Raw genomic sequence first — 19548 nt, forward strand, 5'->3', positions numbered from 1 at the left:
AGTTATGCTTTAGCAACCCAATGATTTTGGCCCCAGAGTATTGGCCGAAAACGAGTTGTCGGTAGGGGGGAGGTGCGCCGCCGGATCAGCGCCACAGCCGCGCCGCTAGACCAGCGCCTGGTATCGGCCGATATACTGAAACACAGACTCCAGCTGCAGGCTCTGCTGCTGGGCGCCGCAGCGCTGGGCCACCAGGGCCGCAGCCCGGCGAGCCATGCGCTGCCCGGCCGCGGGTTGGCCTAGAGCCGTAGCCAGAGCCGTGGTGGCGGCGGCTACGTTGTGAAGGGTAAACAGCCGCCCGGTCACGTCCTGCTCCAGCAAATCAGGCGCGTCGGCCTCGGCAAGGCTTACCAGCGGGCAGCCCGAGGCCATAGCCTCAAGCAGCGCCCCGCCCATCACCGAAGCCAGGCTAGGCAGCAGCAGCACATCCAGGGCCTGATAAAACAGCGTGCGTTGGGCCGAGTTGTGCAAGGGCCGCAGGTGCACGCAGTGGTGCAGGCGCAGTTGCCGGGCCAGTTCGTGCAGCTCGGCCCAGTAAGCTGGCCCGGCGGGTGTAGCGGGGCTGCCGATGACAACCAGCTCGGCCGCCAGGTTTAGCTCTTCGCGCAGCCGGTACAGGGTTTCAAGAGCAAACATGGGCCCCTGAGTGTCGTGGGCTACTACACCGATAAGGGGCGCCGGCGCGGGCAGGCGCAGCAGGTGCCGCGCCTGACTTTGGCGGCCGGGCCTGTCCCTTGCCCCGGAGGGCTCAAACAATGGTGGTACCACCCACAGCCGGCGCGGGTTGAGGCCGGCGTCCTGCCGGGCCTGCCGGGCCTGGCGCGGAAACGAAGCCACCCAGGCGTCGACGGCCCGGAAAGAGTGAGCTTGCCACCAGCGCCGCCATGGGTTGGCCGGGGCCACCTCGTCGTGGTCGAGCTGCCGGTGCACCAGCTGCAGTCCCCGACCGCGCCAGAGCTTCAGCAGCCGCGCCAGGCCGATATCTGCGGGGCGTGTGGTGAGCAGCACACCTACCAGCTGCCGCCGAATCAGGCGGGCCAGCTCCTGTGCGCCCCGTAGGCCGGTCGGCAGGGCCACGCAAATCAGGTGCTCGGTGCGGGCTTGCTGGAGCAGAAACGACCCTGCCGCGGCAGCCAGTAACACGCGCCGCCCCGCCTGCTGCAGGGCCACGGCCAACGCCAGCGTCTGCTGTTCTGCTGAGCTCCACTCCGTAGACCGGCACAGCACGACCAATGGTACCTGCAGAGCCGACTTTTCCAGTTGGGGCGTCAGCAAATCGGGAGTAAAAAGAGAAACCATAGGCAGAGGAATAAAACAAAAAAGCTGCGGCCGTAAACCCAGAGAAAGCACCCTGCGCCGCCTTCGGTAACAGGCCACCAAGCCAAAGACCTAGACGAAACCAGCCATTTTCACCGCTTTTGTTTTCCTCAGGTCGGCTGACCTGGGAACTACGCATCAGTCGGGCGGTGAAGGCGGCCCGGTAGGCGGCGGGGCGCAGTCGAGGACTGACCGGATGGAGTCGCAGAAGGTTGCGTAGGCCTAGTGCCTCAGGGCAATAAGGCTGAACTGCCGGGCCTCCAGGGCGGTTTGCTCCCAGGCGCGAAGGCAGTTGAGCTGGGTAGCGGTAAGCAGCACGCGCAGCTATTCCTGCATGAGAATCTGGACCACGTCGGGGGCGGCCTGCTCTCCGCATTTTCGTCTATTCTTTCCGTACCTTCTTCCCTGCAGCATTACGCCAGGTGCAAGGCCTGAACTGTAGCCAGCGTCACAGTGCCCCCATGCTTTCTGGCTACCAAATTCACATGCTCGGGGTAGCCGGCGACAGCAGGAATGCCGCCTCCGAGGCGGGGCAGAGTGGTATCTACGCCTTTGGCACGGCTAGTCTGCTCAATTCCTTTCGCTGGACCAACCCCGGCATGGCCGCCGCTCTGCACAACCTGTTTTCTACCAGTTCGCTCATCTTATAGGGTGGGTTGTATTTTTTAAGGAATTTTTAATGCAATAGTAAATTATTGGAAATCAAGCCGCTACTATAAAAGGTGAGTAAGCACTTACTAAAAATTTTTACGCCGATAGTGCAACTGTAAGACCTGTTGCTTAATATTGTCCCAGTTATCAGCCAGCTAATCCCCCCGGCTGGCTGATAATTAAAATTCCCACGCCCTGTTTACCAGATGAACCCCACCCCGTCTGGCAAGTACTACTGAGAAATCAACCGGCTCTCCCACTCAGCAAGTTGACTTATCGGTATCCCAAAATCTGTAGTCGGCCGAATCGGTGTTCCACTGATTCGGCCGGTTTGTTTTTGGGCCAGTCGAATCTACGGTTGAGTTAGTCCTCACCTTTGACCTGCCCAGGCAATTAAAATGCCCAAAGTTGCCTGCCTGTGGGTATACCGGCGGTCAGTCGTTGCTATCAGACAGCCTGGGTAAGCTATGATTGTTGTCGTCTTAGCCTAGACCCAGCAACTAACCACAAAAAGAAAACAGAGTAGGAGGGGCACTACAGGCGGCAGGAGAAGCCAAGCCGGGGGAGAGTAGTAAGCCGGAAAGTAAGGGCACAAAAAAAGGCGCCCCACCCGGAACGCCCTTTCAATGAATCGTGACCGGCGAAAATTCCCACCCAACGCCAGTCCGATCCTTTATCAGTAAACCGCAGGCGACACCTAGAAAGGTAGTTGTCCTCCGGATTTTTTCTTGCTAAGCGGCTCCGATAACGAGGCTTCGATCAAGCCGAACAGTTATCAAACCGAAGAATCAAGTGGCCGTGTTTTAGCGCCTTGTTCTATAATACTAAGGTAGGGGGCTGATCCAGTGAATTCCACTACTATTTTTGCCACTTATGGTACTGTATTGACCAAATTAGTTGTGGTAGTGGGCTTGTTCTTGATATTGTGGTAATAGTAGCTTTAGAAACTACAATTTTGCCAGTTGCTGGCCTTGGGTACGACACCGAATTGGGTGGCCTTTTTTGGCAAACAAACGCCTAAGCCGATACCTAGGGCTCCCCTGAAGTCAGAGCCGCAGCTACTGTCAATACAGTATTGGGAAAAAGGCTGCCGACTGCATACGCAAAGTCTATGGAGCGGGTTGCATTTGCGCCGTCTGCGAGTATGTAAACCCTTTCACGTAACAGCTGAAGCCGCGCATTGAGAATCACCAGTATCTGTACGGGCTTGGAAGCATTAGCCGGGTTGTAGGTAGCTACCGTTATTCACAGCCCGGAAGAGGGCACCTACACCAGTTCCTGCTGATTGGGCTGGAGATGGGTGCGGGCAAACCACGAGTAGTGGTGGCCAGCCTACATCTCTGATGTTAATGAGAGTCGAAAATATGCTCTGGGGAAGTGGAAAGGTAAGTTCAGCCTAGTGGTCCCGAAAAAAGCCCCGGCCAGAGGAGGTCGGGGCTTTTTTCAGGGATTGAGTTCGAATTAACTTTTGGCCTTGAGCTTCTCTTTGCTCTTGCCGTGCTTCTGCATTTTTTCCTCGCGCAGCTGAGCGTACTTGGTGGCCTGATCGGCACTCAAAACCTGGGTGAGCTGGGTTTCGAACCGGGCGCGGGCGGCTTTCAGCTCCTGGTGCTTCGCTGGATTTTTACGCTCGGGGCCGTACTTGGCTTTCAGTGCCTGCTCTTCCTGGTGATATACCAGGCTAAGCTGCCGCACCCGCTGCGACTGGTCGGTGGAAAGAGCCAGCTTCTGGGTTAGGCGCTGGGCGAAGTGGTCAGCCTGTTGCTCCGGAGTTTTGGGAGCGTGCTTAGGCTTGGCGGCTTCGGTTTTGAGCTTAGCTTTTTTCACCACCGATTGAGCCGAGGCCATGCCAACTGACAAGGAAAAAGTGGCTAACAAAATCAGAATCTTATGCATGAGTACCAGAATTGAGTTGAAAGGAAAAACAAGCTTCACTGGCTTGCGGGTAGCACTTTTACAACTTAGGTGCCAAAAACATGAAGCTTATTTGGGCCCGCGGAAAACGGCTTAGTCCAAGCACCAGCAGGTCAGTGCGGCTACTTATTAAAGCCAGATTAAAAAAAGCTAGGTAGGCTGGGGGCTTTTGCGGTATTTTTGTTTCACACCCTGCGCCGGTTCCTTGAAGCAGCTTATTTCCCTTGTACTCCTGTTCCTGTTTGCGTACAACCTGGTAGGGTTCTATCCGGCTTACACGTGGCGGCAGCATCAGTTTCGGAAGCAGGCTGAGCAGCAGCGCCGGGCCCAACTGCCCGATAAGGCGTTGGTACGCATCCGGGTGGCACGCGCCGGAACTCTGGAACTGCAGTGGCAGGAAAAGCACGAGTTTCGGTGGCGGGGCGGGCTCTACGACGTGGTACGCCAGCACGTGGCGGCCGACAGTATCACCTACTTCTGCTGGCGCGACCAAGGTGAGGAAAAGCTGCTAGCCGGCCTGCAAAAGCATGTTGAGCAGCTAACCCACCCGGACAGCTCAGCCGGGAAAACAGCCAAAAAGCTGTTTGACCACTTATTCAAGCTGGCTATTTTTTCTGCTTCCGCCGCTGAGGTCGTGGCGGCGGCTCTGCAACCGAGCCAGCCGCCCTACCGGGTTTTTTCCTCCGCCATCCGGTGCCTGCCGGCGGCAGTAGTGCAGCCCCCGCCGGAGCGGGCCTGAGGTGCCACCGGGCCGGTTCGGGTATTTTGGCTGGCTTAGCTAGCGCAACACGGCCAGCCGCATGCCGGGCACTCCTTTAGTATAGTAGGTAGACGACCAGAGCCCGGCGACTGAAAAACGGCGCGTTGGGTTTGTTGCTGTCTGCAGGGCGAGTGAGCTGCCATAGTCAGCCAGTCACTCCGCCGCCCGCCGCCACCGGCCGCCTTTCAGTCGGGCCGGGAGCCGCGGCAATTTTCCATCATGACACCTGCCCCGCCAGCCTTAGCTATGGTGGGAGCTAACCCATGGGCCTGGCATTGAGTTGGGCCACAACCTATTCGCATTTCATGAAACCAGTTTTATTCCGGGTGCTCCTGCTATGGGGCGCCCTCTGCCTGAGCACGGGCGCTTTTGCCCAGTTCACCACGTCGGGTATCGTAGTCGACCAACAGACCCGCCAGCCCCTGGTGGGCGCCGTGGTAGCGTCCAGCGCCGCTACCGCCGCCACCACTGATAAGGACGGCCGTTTTCAGCTGACTTCTACCGAAGAACTGCGCACCGTGAAGGTGCAGTACCTGGGCTACCTAGCCCAGGATGTGACCATCAAAGCCGGCAATACCAACGCCCTGACCATTGCTCTGGAGCCATCCAATACAGGGCTGAGCGAAGTACAGGTGGTGGGTTATGCTACCGAGAAAAAGCTGCTCGAAACGCCCGTGGCGTTGAGCGTGGTGACCGAAAAGGACATTCAGCGCAACAACTCCATCTTCCTGCAGAACACCCTGAACCAAGTGCCTGGCGTGCGGATGAACGTGCGCAGCGCCGCCTCGCAGTCGAACCTGGTGATTCGGGGCATCGGCAGCACCTACGGCCGCTTCAGCATCCGCGGCATCAAGCTCTACCAAAACGGTATTCCGCTCTCGGAAGCTGATGGTACCACTTCGCTCGACGACCTGGACTTCACCACCATCGGCCGCATGGACGTAATTAAAGGCCCGGCTTCGAGCATTTACGGGGCTACGTTGGGCGGCGTCGTGTCGTTCCAGACCCGTAAGGCCGCGCCCGGCACCAGCATCAACCTGGGTACTGTAGTCGGCAAATATGGTTTGTTCCGCACCAACACCGGCATCGGCATCGGCACCGATAAAGTAAACCTGCTGGTTAACTACGGCCACCAGGAAACCCGCGGCTTCCGCGACGACCACTCCAACAGCCGCAAGGACTTCGTGACCGTAGCCGGCGACTTTTACGTGAGCGACAAGCAGACCGTCAGTGTATTGGGCACCTACACCAACCAGCACGACAACTACGCCGGGGAGTTGGACAGCACCGACTTTTTCACGAACTACACCAAGTTGGCGCCGGCCTACAAACTTAAGGACGTGGGCGTGGACGCCGAAATTACCCGCTTGGGCCTGACCCACACGTACCGCTTTACCGGCAACTTCGTGAACACCACGACCTTGTTTATGAGCACCTCGTACGCGCTGAGCCCGGCGGAGCCGAGCTTTGCCCACACCCAGCGCGGCAAGCGCGGCGTGCGCAGCGTGTTTACGTACTCGCCCGAGCTAGGTGGGTTGCAGACGCGCTTCGCTGTGGGCACGGAGTACATTTCCAACCAGGACAACAACAAGCGCTACGGCATCACGGCCCTGGGCGCTTCGATGGCTCTGACTTCAGACCAGGAAATCCGCGCGACCCAGCTCAACACTTTTGCCCAGGCCGAGGTGTCGATTACCGAGCACACGACCCTGACCGTGGGCGACAGCTACAACGTGGTGACGTACGACATCCAGGATTTAATTCCTAAGACCGCCCCGGCCCTGAGCCTGACCGGCTACCGGCAGTTTAAACCCGTACACACGCCCCGCGTGGCCCTGATTCACACCTTCAACGACCAATTCTCGGTGTTTGCCCAGTATAGTACCGGCTTCTCGCCGCCCATCAGCAGCCAGATTTCGTTGTCGACCGGCCCGATTAACCCTGATTTGAAGCCCGAGCGCAACAACAACCTGGAGCTGGGCTCCCGCGGCAGCATCCTGGGCAACAAGCTCAACTACGACGTGACGGCCTTCCGCATGCAGGTCAAAAACGGCCTGGTGTCGCAGACCAACGCCGACAAGGTGACTTACTTCGTCAACTCGGGCGAGTCGGAATACAAGGGCGTGGAAGTGGCCTTGTCGGGCAATCTGGTGGCGGCCGACCAAGCCGGCGTGCTGACCCATGTGCGGCCCTTCGTGAGCTACACTTACACTGATGCGGAGTTCAAGTCTTACCAGCTGGCTGCCAACGACTTCAGCGGCAAGCAGGTGCCCGGCACGTTCAAGAACCTCTTCACCGGCGGCCTCGACCTGGAAACCAAGGTGGGCGTGTACCTGAACCTGACCTCGCAGTACACCGACAAAACCCCGATGGCCGACAGCAACAACCGCTTTGCTGCCGCTTACTGGCTGTTTAACAGCAAAGTAGGAGCCCGTGGTAAAATTGCTGGCCACCTGAGCTACGACGTATTTGCCGGTCTCGACAACATCACCGATAAGCACTACGCCGTGTCTATTGCCCTGAACCAGGCCACGCCCGTGAAGGCCCCGACCTTCTACAATCCCGGTATGCCCCGCAACTGGTACAGCGGCGTTAACCTAAGCTACACTTTTTAGAGGGTAGACCCCAGAACGTCATTCCGAGCGAAGCCGAGGAATCTCGCGTGCAATGGTAATAAAAACTACTGTGGCGGGAGAGATGCTTCGACTTCGCTCGATATGCCGCCCTTTCTCAACAACGTCAGCAGGCGAGATGCTCAACTACTTCTCTGCATGACGTTTCAATGCCTTCCAACAACATGAAAAAAGTCCTGTACGCAACCCTGTTGCTGGTTTCGGTGGCCTGCAACCGGTTCCGCAACGAAGATAAAACCGCCGGTGATGTGCCCGGCAAGGAGCGCATCGTGTCGGTGTCGAAGCAGCTCACGGAAATGATTTTTGCCCTCGGCGCCGGAGATAAGCTCGTGGGCGTGGACCTATCGAGCACCTATCCGGCCGAGGCCAAAAAGCTGCCCACTGTGGGCTACCACCGCCTGCTCAACTCCGAAGGCATCGTGTCCTTAAAGCCCACCGTGGTGTATTCCGACGGCAACGTGGCCCCGGAAGCCGTCATGACCCAGCTCCAGAAGGTGGGTATTCCGGTGAAGGAGTTCAAGCAAACCAAGACCATTGAGGAAGCCTGCCAGCTGCTCCAGCAGCTCGGCGACGGGTTCGGCAAGCGTAAAGTGGCCGACAGTCTGGCTCAGCAGCTCACGGCCGACATGGCCACGGCCGCCGAGAAGCGCAAGCAGTTTGGCGACCAGCCCGTGAAGGTGGTTATCATTCACTACGGTCTGCAAAAGAACATTTACCTGGCTATGGGCCAGAAAAGCACCGGCACCCAGATGCTGCAGTGGGCCGGCGGTGTCAATTCTATTGATGCCACCGAGGGTATGAAGCCTATCAGCCCCGAGTTGATTGCCGCCGCCCAGCCCGACGTAATCCTGGCCACCGACTTCGGCTTCGACCGGATGGGCGGACTGGAGAAGTTCAAAACGTTGCCCGGCGTGGCCCTCACGCCAGCGGCCAAGAACAACCGTATCTACCGCGTCGAGGAACACGATATGGTGTACCTAGGGCCGCGCACAGGGCAAAACGTGCTCAAGCTCATGGAATTGATTCACCAGCCCGCGCCCAAGCTGTGAGGCTGAGCGCGGGCCGGGTTCGGCTGTATTTTGGCGGGCTGCTGGCGGTGCTGGCCGTGTGCATCATCGTGTCGGCTAGATTGGGCGCGGTGGTGCTGACGTTTGGCGAAATCGGGGGCTACCTGGCCCAGAGCGTGGGGCTGGCCGCCGCCAGCAACGACCCCACGGCGATTCTGCACGAGGGCGTGTTCTTTCAGATCCGGCTGCCACGGGTGCTGCTGTGCGCCGTGGTAGGGGCCGCTTTGTCGGTATCGGGCACCTTGATGCAGGCCTTGTTTCGCAACCCCATCGTGGAGCCGGGCCTGATTGGCACCTCGGCGGGCGCGGCGCTGGGGGCAGCCGTAATTTTCGTGCTGGGTGCTTCCATGAGCTGGGTCAATTCGACGTTTCTGGGAACTTTCGTGCTGCCGGCGGCAGCATTTGTGGGGGCTTTGCTGGCTACGGGTCTGGTATACCGCCTCTCCCGGGTGCAGGGCCGCGTGACGGTAGCCTCGATGCTGCTGGCCGGTATTGCGGTAAATGCCCTGGCGGCCGGGGCACGGGCTTCCTGGCTTACATTGCCCGCGACCCGCAGGCCCGCTCCATCACCTTCTGGAGCCTGGGCAGCTTCAGCAGCGCCGACTGGCCTTCGTTTTACATGGTGCTCACCGTGACGGTGGTGGGAGTGGGGCTGGCCTTGCGCTTTGCCAAGGCCCTGAACGCCCTGCAGCTGGGCGAGAATGAGGCGCAGTACTTGGGCGTGAATACCCGGCAGCTGCAAACCCGGATTCTGTTGCTCAACACGTTGCTCGTGGCCGTGGCTACGGCTACCGTCGGCGTCATCGGCTTCGTGGGGCTGGTCGTGCCGCACTTGCTGCGCCTCGTGCGGTTTGCCGACAACCGCCTGCTGATTCTGGGTGCCAGTCTGCTGGGGGCCATTCTGATGATAGTTTCTGACACCGTGGCCCGCACTATCATTGCCCCGGCCGAGTTGCCCATCGGCGTGCTCACGGCCTTTATCGGGGCGCCGGTGTTTTTGTGGATGCTTTCCCACTACCAGCAACTCAACCAGCGGGGCGGATTTTATGCTTAGGGCCGATTCTGTCAGCTTTCAGGTCAAGGACCGGGTGCTGCTGCACGAGGCCTCGGTGGAGTGCCGGCCAGGCGAGTTTACGGTGCTCATGGGGCCCAATGGCGCGGGCAAAACCACGCTGCTGCGCCTGCTGGCCGGGTTGTACCAGCCTTCGGCGGGCCGGGTGCTGTACCACGAAAAGCCGCTGAGCACGTTTTCGACCAGTGAGCTGGCTAAGTCCCGGGCGGTGCTGTCCCAGGAAATCCAGCTGGCCTTCCCCTTGAGCGTGGCCGATGTGGTACTGATGGGCCGTTACCCGCATTTTCAGCGCAGCCCCTCGGCCCACGACCAGGCTATCTGCCGCCAGGCCCTCGACCAGCTAGGCATGAGCAGCTTTGCCGACCGGGACTACTCGACCTTATCCGGTGGGGAAGCCCAGAAGGTGCAGATGGCCCGGGTGCTGGCCCAGATCTGGGAAGCTCCGGCCTCCGGCTCCCGGGTGCTGCTGCTCGATGAGCCCGTATCCAGCCTCGATTTGCGCTACCAGCACCAGCTCTTGCAGATTGCCCGCGACTTTTCCCGGCAGGGCGCCATCGTCGTAGCCGTGCTGCACGATATCAACCTGGCCCTGACCTACGCCGACCGACTCGTGTTTATTCGTCAGGGCGAGGTGTACCAGACGCTAACTAAACCCAATGCGCTGACGGCGCGGCTGCTGGAAGACGTGTTCGGGCTGACGATGCACATCATTTCTAACCCGTTGACCCAAAAGCCCCTGGTTATTTACGCAGATTCGCCGCCTCCAGCCTTGGAGTAGCCCGCAAGCCGGCAAGCAAATGAAAAGGGACGTAGCCACTGGCTGCGTCCCTTTTTACTGCTGGGTGATAGGGTAGTGACTGGTCAAACGGCCCAAGCTGCGCTGCTGCTTGTAGCCTGAGCTGTAGCCGGGCGTACGTTACGGGGTGCAGACTTGAAAGCTGGCGCGGTTCATAACCGGAAGCGGACTTGCTGGTTGTGTACCAAGCCACTGGTCTCCTGACGCCTTGAGGATGAAGCGTTTTCGTCGGGACCCGATAAGGTGGCTGAACAGCCTAACCGTGCAGGCAGTTGTTCTAGGTGCCAGAAATCCGGCTTCCCTAGCCCTACCAGCTAGCATCAACGCACCCTCTGTATCTTCTCCTGCGTACTACCCAGGCAGTACGCTTTTACCTATATGAACGAATTACAACGTCTGATCCTGGCTTACGACGAGCACCGCGCGGCGGGCCGGGCCTGTGCTCTGGCCTCGGTAGTGGATGTGGCCGGCTCGGCTTACCGCCGGCCCGGGGCCCGCATGCTGGTCACCGAAGACGGGCAGCTGACCGGAGCTATTAGCGGGGGCTGCCTGGAAGGGGATGCCCGCCGCCGGGCCCGCCAAACCATCCTACAGGGCCGCCCCACGGTGGTCACCTACGACTCTACCGACCCCGAAGACGATCTGCAATTCGGGGCCGCGCTGGGCTGCCAGGGCATCGTGCAGATCCTGCTGGAGCCCCTCGACTTTCAGAACCCCGACAACCCCCTGGAACTGTTGCGCCGCTGGGCGGCAGGTGTGGAGGCGCCGGCCGTGGTGGCTACCGTGTTTAGCCTGAGCGGTACCGCCGCCAACGCTCAGGTGGGGGAGCGGCTGCTGCTGACTTCGCAGGGAGAAGTGGAAGGTAATCTGCGGGAAAGCTTCGAGCTCTACCAGCCCATTCTTACTGAGGCCCGGGCGGCGTTGGCCGCCGGGCAGCCGGCTACCCGGCACTTCCCCCTCGGGGCCGCCACGGTACGGGTGAGCCTGGAGCTGCTGCGGCCCCCGGTGCGCCTGACGGTGTACGGGGCCGGCAACGATGTGCAGCCGGTGGTGCGCCTGGCTGCCGGCCTGGGCTGGCGGGTGCAGGTCGTGGATGGACGGCCCAACCAGGCCCAGGCCCTACGCTTTCCCGAGGCCGAGGCCGTGTGGGTGCTGCCCCTGGAGCGTATCAGCCAGGAGCCCTACGACCGCAGCTTTGCCCTGCTCATGACCCACAACTACTACTACGACTTGGCCGTGCTGCGCCATCTGCTGGCTGGCCCCGCGCCCTACATCGGGCTGCTGGGACCGCGCAAGAAGTACGACCGCCTCCTGGAAGACCTCCAACAAGACGTGCCCAATGCCGCTGAGCAGCTCCAGGGGCGGCTGTATAGTCCCATTGGCTTGAACCTGGGGGCCGAAACGCCCGAGGAAATTGCCCTCTCCATCGTGGCCGAAATCCAGGCGGTACTGGCTGGGCGGCCCGCGGGCTTCCTGCGCGACTCGCCCCACCCGATTCACCCGCCCCTGCAAGCCAACGCCCCCTTGGTAGCGGAAGGACGCACCACAGCCGCCTGTGACCTCTGATAACGCCCTGATTCTGCTGGCTGCCGGCGCTTCTACCCGCCTCGGCCGGCCCAAGCAGCTCTTGCCCTACCTGGGCCAGACCCTGCTGCGCCGCGCCGCCGAAACCGCCGTAGCCGCCGCCCAGGGTGCCCCGGTCCTGGTCGTGACCGGGGCCCTGCACGCGGAGCTCTTGCCCGAGCTGGCCGGCCTGCCGGTGCAGGCGGTGCGCTGCCCGCAGTGGGAGCGGGGCATGGGCGCTTCGCTCAAAACCGGCCTCTTGGCCCTGGAAACGGCTGGTCCGCTCACGACTGTCACGGTCCTGCTCTGCGACCAGCCCCACGTCACGCCCGAACTGCTCGGGCAGCTCCACGCCACCCACGCCGCCACCAGCCAGCCCATCGTAGCCGCCGAGTACGACGGGGTGCGGGGCGTGCCGGTGCTGTTTGGGGGCGAGGTGCTGCCCTTGCTGCGCACCCTGCCCGATGCCGCCGGGGCCGCCCAGCTCCTGCGCCGGCACCCCGAGTTGGTCGCCGCCGTGCCCTTCCCGCCCGCTGCTGTAGATGTAGACACGCAAGAGCAGTACCAGCAGCTGCTAGCCACTACCGCCCAGCTGCCATCTACCCCGCGCCTGTCATCCTGAGTGCTTATCTATCATCTACTCATGGCCTGTCATCCACCTCTCACTTGTCATCCACCCCCGCCTGTCATCCACCCCTTAGCTTGTCATCCTGAGCCCTGCGAAGGACCTTACTCGCCTAACCCACTGCGGCTTATACCAATGTGACCAAGCCCTGCACCGCGCTTGTGGTAAAGGGCTTGGTCACGTTGAAGAAGGCTTATCTCGAAGACGAGGAAGGTCCTTCGCCAAGGCTCAGGATGACGGGTAGGTTTTGCTGATTGCTGTGATAATGACAACGGATTGGCAGGTATGTAGTTATTGGTTGAAACTATTTTAATAAAAGGGGTTTAATGTTGAATATTATATAAACAGCTCCCACTATATTACTAGCTCATCCTTAACCTCTTTACTTATGCCTATCGAATATTCCCTGGCTGAGCGCCGCAACCCTGCCAAGCCCAACGAAGCCAAGAAGTTTTATCCCGTAGCCCGCTCCCAGGGCGAAACCAGTGTGCGCGACATGGCCGGCCGCATCAACGAAATGAGCACCGTCAGCACCGTCGACGTGATGGCCGTGCTCGAAGCCTTCTTCCAGACCGTGCCCCGCGAGCTAGCCGCCGGTCGCATCGTACGCTTCGGCGACTTCGGCTCCTTTTCCGTGAGCCTGCAAGGCCAGGGAGCCGACTCCGAAAAGGAGTTCAGCTCCGCCCTCATCGACAATGTGAAAGTGGTATTCCGCCCCGGCAAGCTCTTCGCCTCGGCCATGCAGGGCGCTCAACTCCGTCGGGTCGCGGCCCCCTCAGCCGACTCAGTCGCTCGTGCTGCCCGTCGTAAAGCCAGCGAGGCCGATAGCCGGACATAGTAATGTCCGGCGGCGGACATAGTAATGTCCGGGCCCGGACATTACTATGTCCGCTTAAACTGCCCTGCGGGCCTGCCGATTCCGGCAGGCCCGTTATTTTTGGGGCCGGGCCACTTCCCGCGCCCGGCATCCTTACCTTTCGTGCTATGTCCAAGCAACCCGCCACCCCGCCGCCCGCCTATTTCCTCTCCCTCAGCCTGGAAAATGTGCGCAGCTTCGGAGAGAAGCAGACGATTTCCTTTGCCCGAGAAGACGGAAGGCCCGCGCAGTGGACGATTATTCTCGGGGATAATGGGGTAGGGAAGACGACGGTGTTGAAGGCGTTGGCGGGGATGATGGCACGTAAGGCATTATTTTCTTCCCAAGGAGAGGAGTATGCATACGCTCATCATATGATGTCTGACGAAGAATGGGCTCCTAAGCGAAATAACTTTCAAGACCTACTAATAGAAACGAACATACAATATAATGGGGTGCTTACTGAGCCTGCCCAAGAGAGTAAAGCTTATGCCGAGGAGAAGTGGGTAAGGCTCCATTCAGATGAACACGGCGATTATGAGTGTGATGGTACTTCCATCTTAAGACAGGACTTAGGACTTATCTGTTACGGCTATGGGGCTGGTCGTAAAACAGGAAACTCAACCCTTAGTGATGTTTCCAAGACAATTGATACCTGTATTAGTCTCTTTGATGATAGAGCGGATTTACTTAATCCGGAAGAATGGTTTCTTCAGATGGAGTACAGCTCTCTTAAAGGAGATAAACAGGCAGAAAAGTCGTTGCAGCAAGTGCGCGATGTCTTACTTCAAGTTTTACCGGATGTGACAGATGTTAATATTGTCAGTAAAGGGTATCAGCAGCAGCTAGAGCTTCTTACGCCCTACGGCTGGGTACGCCTGCGCGACATGAGTTTAGGCTATCAAACCCTGGTCGTGTGGCTTACGGACTTTGCCAGCAAGCTCTTTATCCGCTACCCTGAGAGTAAGAACCCGCTGGAAGAGCCGGCCATTGTGCTCATTGATGAAATCGACCTGCACCTGCACCCGAGCTGGCAGCGCAAGCTCATTGGTTTCCTCAGCGGCATCTTCAAGAACACTCAGTTTATTGCCACCGCGCACAGCCCTCTGGTGGTGCAGGCGGCCGGGGACAAGGACGCCAATATCGTACTGCTCAAGCGTGAGAATGATCAGACGGTAGTAGTCCAGAACCTGCCCGACGTGCGCCGCTGGCGGGTCGACCAGATTCTAAACAGTGAGCTATTCGAAGATGCCTCGTCCTTGTCGCCGCAAACGGAAACGGATTTGCAGCGCCGCAATGCCCTGTTGCTGAAGAAGCGCCTGACCGCGAAGGAAAAGGCGGAGCTGAAAGAGCTGGACGACAAGCTCACGACCCAGCCCATCAGTGATACGCAGCCCGAGCGACGGGTAGAAAATCTGCTGGCCCGGCTGGCCCGCAACCTCAAGGATGAAGACTTCCTGGAGTAGCCCGTTATGATTAAGGTTACCAAAAGTCAGCCCGCGCCGGCTATCCTGGCCCGGCGGGGCACCCGGCACGTGCGGCAATTGGAAAAGCTGCAAGAGGCCAATCCCGCCGCCTGCCAGGCTCCCGATAACACGATCCTGCACTCCCGCGACGGTATCTATAACGATACGACCGTAAAAGACCAGCTCCGGAAAGATCAGCACAAGAAGTGCTGCTACTGTGAATCCCTCTTTACTGCTACCAGCTACGGCGATGTGGAGCACTTCCGCCCCAAGGCTGGGTACCAGCAGGAGTGGGAGGGCCCCTTGCACAAACCAGGCTATTATTGGCTGGCTTACGAGTGGAGCAATCTGTTTTTCTCCTGCCAATTGTGTAATCAGGAGTACAAGGGCAACTACTTCCCCCTGCGAAACCAAGCCGCCCGCGCCCAGTCACACGCGGAGGTACTGTCGTTGGAGCAACCCCTGCTGCTGGACCCCACCCAGGACGACCCGGAAAAGCACCTGACCTTCGTGCGGGATGCCATCAAAGGGCTCGATGACCGGGGCGAAGAAAGTATCCGCGCCTTTGGCCTCGACCGGCCCGATCTTATCAAAAGCCGTATTGAGCATTTGAAGGGGCTGCGCCAGATGTACATGTTGGGCAGATTTACTTTTAACCTACCTCTAAGCAATCCGGAGCAGGAGTTTCTTGATGCATTAAAGCTTTCGGTTGCCGAGGGGCGGGAAGCTGCCGAGGAAGCCCGGCAAATTTGGCAAGAAGCCGCCCTCGACTCGGCCGAGTACGCTGGCATGGTCCGGGCCAACTTCGACTATCTGCCGCGTCACTAATCCCTAAGCTGGGCAACGGCCCCGCCGAATTCCCGTTATCTTGCCCAGCACCACACTGCCAACCTTTCGCCTCCATGACCACCGTTTCTACTCCGTCGGCCGCCGCGCCCGATGCTTCTTTCAGCGACATTCCCAAGGACGACAAGCGCATCACCCGCGGCTGGACCTTCTACGACTGGGCCAACTCGGTGTACCCGCTGGTCATTACCAGCTCCATCTTTCCCATCTACTGGGGCGCGATGGTGAAGCAGGTGACCGGTACCGACAGCGGCAAGAGCCCCGTCGACTTCCTAGGCTTCCAGGTGCCGGGCTCGTCGCTGCTGACCTACGCCATATCGGCCGCCTTCCTGCTTATTGCCCTTATCAGCCCGTTTCTGACGTCCTTGGCCGACTTCTCGGGGCGTAAGAAGCTCTTCATGCAGGTGTTCTGCTATCTGGGAGCCCTGTCCTGCGCGGCCCTGTTCTTCTTCACCCCGGATACTTTCACGGCCAGCACCTTTATCTTCATCTCGGCCACCATTGGCTTCTCGGGCTCCATCGTCTTCTACAACTCCTACCTGCCCCTGATTTCCTCGGAGGAAAAGTACGATTCGCTCTCGGCCCGGGGCTTTTCCATGGGCTATATCGGCTCGGTATTGCTGCTCGTTATCTGCCTGGGCCTGATTATGGGCCACGATAAGCTGGGGCTGGAAGAAGGCTTTGCCACCCGCCTGGCTTTCCTGCTCACGGGCATCTGGTGGGCCGGCTTCGCCCAGATTCCCTTCTTCACCCTGCCTGCCGACCCTGGCCGTCCCGCCGGGGCCGCCGATGATTCGGGCTGGCTGCTCAACGGCTTCCGGGAGCTGGGCAAGGTGTGGGCTCAGCTTAAAGGCTTGCCCAACCTGAAGCGCTTCCTGCTGGCTTACTTCACCTACAACATGGGCGTGCAGACGGTGATGTACGTGGCCACCATCTTCGGCGACGAGGAGCTGAAGCTCGAAAGCTCGGCCCTTATCCTAACCATTCTGCTGCTCCAACTCGTGGGTATTCTGGGGGCCTGGCTGTTTTCCAAACTCTCGGAGCGCATCGGCAACACCCGGGCCCTGAGCTGGTCGGTGTTTATTTGGATGCTGATCTGCGTGGCTGGCTATTACGTGCAGGCTGGCTGGAGTTTCTACGCCCTGGCCTCGGTTATCGGCCTCACGATGGGGGCCATTCAGAGCCTTTCGCGCAGCACCTACTCCAAGATTATCCCCGAAAACACGCCCAACACCGCCGCCTTCTTCAGCTTCTTCGACGTAACCGAGAAGCTCAGCATCGTCATCGGCACGGCCGTCTTCGGCATCATTGCCCAGATTACGGGCTCCATGCGCAATAGCATTCTGTCGCTCATCGTGTTCTTCGTGCTGGGCCTGGTGTTCCTGCTCACCCTGCGCGGCCGCAAGCTGCGCGATGAGCCGACTGATGCTCCGACCACCGTAGGCCCGCCGCCCGCCACGCCCAACATCGGGATGCCCGCGACGCCGAAGTAAGCACAGTCCGTCCTTGCGAGGACGCAGAACAAAGCAATACATCCTCCGCGCAGGTAGTTACTCTCTTCTACCAGAAAGCCCTTTCCCGTACCAACGAGAAAGGGCTTTCTATGTCAAGCTACGTGCCCAACGGCTCCTAGTCGCTGCGCCTGCCACAACAGGTCAGTGGCGGCCGTAACGGAAGGAGCGGCTATTCTTAAAGACATTCCGGCTAAAAGCTGGTCGGCTGCCTCCTTGGCTTCTTTCAGCCTGTAGCCGGATGTCATTAAAAGCTTAGTAAAGGCTATGGCTTGGAAGCCGTACTGCCAACCCGTGAAGTGGATCGCCACCACGGCTACTTGCGCTTGTACACCTGTTCGCCGGCAATCCAGGTCTGTTGCACCTGGGCCCCGCGCAGCTCGGTGGCGGGGGCTTTGAGCAAGTCCTTGTTCAGGACCACGAAGTCGGCGGCCATACCGGGCTTGATGCTGCCTTTCTGTTTGTCTTCAAAGGCGGCGTGGGCGGCCCAGGTGGTCATGCCGCGCAGGGCATCGGGGCGGCTCAGGGCGTTTTCCATCTGGAAGCCGCCGCTGGGGTAGTTCTTGGCATCCTGCCGGGCCACGGCCGAGTGGAAGCCAAACAGCGGGTTGATGTCTTCCACCGGGAAGTCGGAGCCGATGGCCACCTGCCCGTACTGCTTGCGCAGCTCCTCGTAGGCGTAGGCCGTTTTCAGGCGGTCTTGCCCCAGCCGCTCCCCGGCCCAGTACATGTCCGAGGTAGCGTGCGTAGGCTGCACCGAGGGCACGATGCCGAACTGCCCGAATTTGGGCATATCGGCCGGGGTGATGACCTGGGCGTGCTCGATGCGCCAGCGCCGGTCTTTCTGGCCTTGCAGGGCCTCCCCGTAGATATTAAGGATGATGCGGTTGGCTGAGTCGCCGATGGCGTGGGTGTTCATCTGGAACTTGCTGGCCGCAATTTCCTTGGCCAGAGCGCGGTATTCCTTCTCCGTCGAGAGCAAAAAGCCGGTTTCCTTGGGCCGGTCGTGGTAAGGCTCGACCAGGCAGGCCCCGCGGGAGCCCAGGGCGCCATCGGCATACACCTTAAAGGAATTGACCGTGAGCCGGTCCTGGTATACGGGGCCGTTCTTGAAGTAGAACTCCTTGTTGGCCGCCGTTGGGTTGAGCATGGTGTAGAGGCGCAGCTTAAGCTTATTCTGCTTCTGCAACGCTTCCATCCGGTCGATGTTGGCTTTATCAAGACCGGCGTCAGCCAGGCTGGTCAGCCCTACCGCCAGGCATAGCTGCTGGGCCTGCAAGAGCAGGGTATTGGCTTCAGCGGGCGTCGGCTCGGGTATCTTCACCGATACCAAATCCACGGCGTTATCGACCAGCAAACCCGTCAGCTTGCCCTGGGCGTCGCGGGTGATGGTGCCGCCGCTGATGGGCGTGCTTGCCGTCACCGCGGCCAGGTCCAGGGCTTTCTGGTTGACCAGCGCGGCGTGCCCATCCACCCGGATAATGAATACGGGCACGTCGGGGAAGCGCTTATCCAGCTCGTCTTTGGTCGGAAACTGCTTGTCGGCCCAGTCGTTCTGGTCCCAGCCCCGGCCCGTGAGCCAGGCGGCCTGCGGGTACTGCTGCCGGTGCTGCTGCAGCTTTTGCAGCACGGCATCCCAGGAAGTAGTCCCGACCAAATCAGCATCGCGCAACCCCAGGGCGTAGCGGTAGAAGTGGCAGTGGGCATCGTAGAAGCCAGGGTAGATAAACTGCCCCTGGGCGTCTACTTCCTGCTTGGCCTGAAACTTCTGGCGCAACTCGTCGGCCGAGCCCACGGCTACAAACTTGCCGTCCTGCACGGCAAAGGCCTGGGCCTGGGAAAAGGTAGAGTCCACAGTATACACCGTGGCGTTGTAGACCAGCAGGTCGGCGGGCTGGCGGGAGGAGGTGGAGCAGGAAGCGGCTAGTGCGCCCAGCAAGGGCAACAGCGCGAGGCGGCGGTAGGAAGTCATGCGGCGAAGGTACGCAGCCGCTGCCTTTCGGTGGTTGGGTTTAGCGGGGCACAGTTTCCATGTGTTGGCACTGCTGCAGCCACTCCAGGGCTGGCTCCTCGTCCGTAAACCGCTCGTTGCGGTAGGGCCGGTTGTCGTAGTAAGTTGCGTCGGGCACCCGGCCATCCGACAGGTCGCCGGCCAGGTGGTGGGGCAGCATCAGGAAGGCCAGGTACGTCGTGCGCTTCAGGCGAGGATGCACCAGGGGCAAGAACTCGTTCAGGGTCCAGAGGATATCGGCCGAGTCGATACCGGCGCGGCGGCGCACGTCCAGCAGCCAAAACCGGCAGTCGTGCTCCACGGCCGCCTCGAGCAAGGCGTGGTAGCCGCGGTGCAGCTCGAAGGGCATCACCCCGCGCAGCCATTTAGCCACGAGTACCTGCCGGGTGGTGTCGTAAGTTATTTCCAGGTAAGCGGTAGAAAACAAGGCCATAAGCGGGACAAAATAGTGTGGTTCGAG

Annotated in this window: 15 protein-coding genes and 1 pseudogene; 12 read left to right on the forward strand and 4 right to left on the reverse strand. The window is 59.9% G+C overall.

The annotated features are described in order from the left end of the window. Positions 1–105 precede the first annotated feature (105 nt). Positions 106–1299 (reverse strand): glycosyltransferase family 4 protein, encoded by a 1194-nt coding sequence (locus MUN80_RS14425; protein WP_244714036.1) that lies wholly within the window; start codon positions 1297–1299, stop codon positions 106–108. Between the two features lie 479 nt (positions 1300–1778). Between MUN80_RS14425 and MUN80_RS14430 the strand changes: the two genes are divergently transcribed. Continuing rightward, the gene (locus tag MUN80_RS14430; RefSeq protein WP_244714038.1) at positions 1779–1967 is read left to right on the forward strand and encodes a hypothetical protein; all 189 of its coding nucleotides are present in this window, start codon (positions 1779–1781) and stop codon (positions 1965–1967) included. Positions 1968–3429: 1462 nt separating this feature from the next. On the opposite strand, the gene MUN80_RS14435 is transcribed toward MUN80_RS14430, so the two are convergent. After that, positions 3430–3864 carry a DUF4890 domain-containing protein gene (locus tag MUN80_RS14435; protein ID WP_244714039.1) on the reverse strand — a complete coding sequence of 145 codons (435 nt, stop codon included), beginning with the start codon at positions 3862–3864 and terminating at the stop codon, positions 3430–3432. A 223-nt stretch (positions 3865–4087) separates the two neighbouring features. Here MUN80_RS14435 and MUN80_RS14440 point away from each other — a divergent pair, with 223 nt between their 5' ends. From MUN80_RS14440 to MUN80_RS14490, 11 genes and pseudogenes are all read left to right on the forward strand, one after another. Next, on the forward strand, positions 4088–4621 hold the full coding sequence (locus tag MUN80_RS14440) for a hypothetical protein (RefSeq protein ID WP_244714040.1): 534 nt from the start codon (positions 4088–4090) through the stop codon (positions 4619–4621). A gap of 326 nt (positions 4622–4947) precedes the next feature. Continuing rightward, positions 4948–7257: a TonB-dependent receptor gene (locus MUN80_RS14445; protein ID WP_244714042.1), complete on the forward strand. Its 2310-nt coding sequence runs from the start codon at positions 4948–4950 to the stop codon at positions 7255–7257. Between the two features lie 182 nt (positions 7258–7439). After that, complete coding sequence (locus MUN80_RS14450; RefSeq protein WP_244714044.1) at positions 7440–8324, forward strand: heme/hemin ABC transporter substrate-binding protein; 885 nt, start codon at positions 7440–7442, stop codon at positions 8322–8324. Between the two features lie 92 nt (positions 8325–8416). Then, positions 8417–9396, forward strand: a pseudogene (locus MUN80_RS14455) (FecCD family ABC transporter permease). Further along, complete coding sequence (locus tag MUN80_RS14460) at positions 9389–10192, forward strand: heme ABC transporter ATP-binding protein (protein ID WP_244714045.1); 804 nt, start codon at positions 9389–9391, stop codon at positions 10190–10192. The pseudogene MUN80_RS14455 and the gene MUN80_RS14460 overlap by 8 nt, the downstream one beginning before the upstream one ends. A 396-nt stretch (positions 10193–10588) precedes the next feature. After that, positions 10589–11776 (forward strand): XdhC family protein, encoded by a 1188-nt coding sequence (locus MUN80_RS14465; protein ID WP_244714046.1) that lies wholly within the window; start codon positions 10589–10591, stop codon positions 11774–11776. Beyond that, a complete protein-coding gene (locus MUN80_RS14470; RefSeq protein WP_244714047.1) occupies positions 11766–12395 on the forward strand; it encodes a nucleotidyltransferase family protein in 630 nt (209 codons plus the stop codon). Before MUN80_RS14465 ends, MUN80_RS14470 begins: the two co-directional genes overlap by 11 nt. A gap of 391 nt (positions 12396–12786) precedes the next feature. Beyond that, positions 12787–13236: an HU family DNA-binding protein gene (locus MUN80_RS14475; RefSeq protein WP_244714048.1), complete on the forward strand. Its 450-nt coding sequence runs from the start codon at positions 12787–12789 to the stop codon at positions 13234–13236. A gap of 146 nt (positions 13237–13382) precedes the next feature. Continuing rightward, the gene (locus MUN80_RS14480; RefSeq protein ID WP_244714049.1) at positions 13383–14720 is read left to right on the forward strand and encodes an AAA family ATPase; all 1338 of its coding nucleotides are present in this window, start codon (positions 13383–13385) and stop codon (positions 14718–14720) included. A gap of 6 nt (positions 14721–14726) precedes the next feature. Then, positions 14727–15548 (forward strand): retron system putative HNH endonuclease, encoded by an 822-nt coding sequence (locus tag MUN80_RS14485; protein WP_244714050.1) that lies wholly within the window; start codon positions 14727–14729, stop codon positions 15546–15548. 74 nt (positions 15549–15622) lie between these two features. Then, positions 15623–17059 carry an MFS transporter gene (locus MUN80_RS14490; RefSeq protein WP_244714051.1) on the forward strand — a complete coding sequence of 479 codons (1437 nt, stop codon included), beginning with the start codon at positions 15623–15625 and terminating at the stop codon, positions 17057–17059. Positions 17060–17393: 334 nt separating this feature from the next. Here the strand turns inward: MUN80_RS14490 and MUN80_RS14495 are convergent, their stop codons facing one another. Both MUN80_RS14495 and MUN80_RS14500 read right to left on the reverse strand, forming a co-directional pair. Then, on the reverse strand, positions 17394–19049 hold the full coding sequence (locus MUN80_RS14495; protein ID WP_244714053.1) for an amidohydrolase: 1656 nt from the start codon (positions 19047–19049) through the stop codon (positions 17394–17396). Between the two features lie 40 nt (positions 19050–19089). Further along, complete coding sequence (locus tag MUN80_RS14500) at positions 19090–19521, reverse strand: hypothetical protein (protein ID WP_244714055.1); 432 nt, start codon at positions 19519–19521, stop codon at positions 19090–19092. Between the last annotated feature and the right edge of the window lie 27 nt (positions 19522–19548).

The organism is Hymenobacter cellulosivorans, assembly GCF_022919135.1.
GTDB lineage: Bacteria > Bacteroidota > Bacteroidia > Cytophagales > Hymenobacteraceae > Hymenobacter > Hymenobacter cellulosivorans.

What these genes read in the sequence shown, in the direction of transcription:
- MUN80_RS14445 (WP_244714042.1), top strand. Translation starts at nt 4,948, where the DNA reads ATGAAACCAGTTTTATTCCGGGTGCTCCTGCTATGGGGCGCCCTCTGC.
- MUN80_RS14475 (WP_244714048.1), top strand. Translation starts at nt 12,787, where the DNA reads ATGCCTATCGAATATTCCCTGGCTGAGCGCCGCAACCCTGCCAAGCCC.
- MUN80_RS14450 (WP_244714044.1), top strand. Translation starts at nt 7,440, where the DNA reads ATGAAAAAAGTCCTGTACGCAACCCTGTTGCTGGTTTCGGTGGCCTGC.
- MUN80_RS14490 (WP_244714051.1), top strand. Translation starts at nt 15,623, where the DNA reads ATGACCACCGTTTCTACTCCGTCGGCCGCCGCGCCCGATGCTTCTTTC.
- MUN80_RS14435 (WP_244714039.1), bottom strand. Translation starts at nt 3,864, where the DNA reads ATGCATAAGATTCTGATTTTGTTAGCCACTTTTTCCTTGTCAGTTGGC.
- MUN80_RS14500 (WP_244714055.1), bottom strand. Translation starts at nt 19,521, where the DNA reads ATGGCCTTGTTTTCTACCGCTTACCTGGAAATAACTTACGACACCACC.
- MUN80_RS14465 (WP_244714046.1), top strand. Translation starts at nt 10,589, where the DNA reads ATGAACGAATTACAACGTCTGATCCTGGCTTACGACGAGCACCGCGCG.
- MUN80_RS14485 (WP_244714050.1), top strand. Translation starts at nt 14,727, where the DNA reads ATGATTAAGGTTACCAAAAGTCAGCCCGCGCCGGCTATCCTGGCCCGG.
- MUN80_RS14460 (WP_244714045.1), top strand. Translation starts at nt 9,389, where the DNA reads ATGCTTAGGGCCGATTCTGTCAGCTTTCAGGTCAAGGACCGGGTGCTG.
- MUN80_RS14495 (WP_244714053.1), bottom strand. Translation starts at nt 19,049, where the DNA reads ATGACTTCCTACCGCCGCCTCGCGCTGTTGCCCTTGCTGGGCGCACTA.
- MUN80_RS14480 (WP_244714049.1), top strand. Translation starts at nt 13,383, where the DNA reads ATGTCCAAGCAACCCGCCACCCCGCCGCCCGCCTATTTCCTCTCCCTC.
- MUN80_RS14430 (WP_244714038.1), top strand. Translation starts at nt 1,779, where the DNA reads ATGCTTTCTGGCTACCAAATTCACATGCTCGGGGTAGCCGGCGACAGC.
- MUN80_RS14425 (WP_244714036.1), bottom strand. Translation starts at nt 1,299, where the DNA reads ATGGTTTCTCTTTTTACTCCCGATTTGCTGACGCCCCAACTGGAAAAG.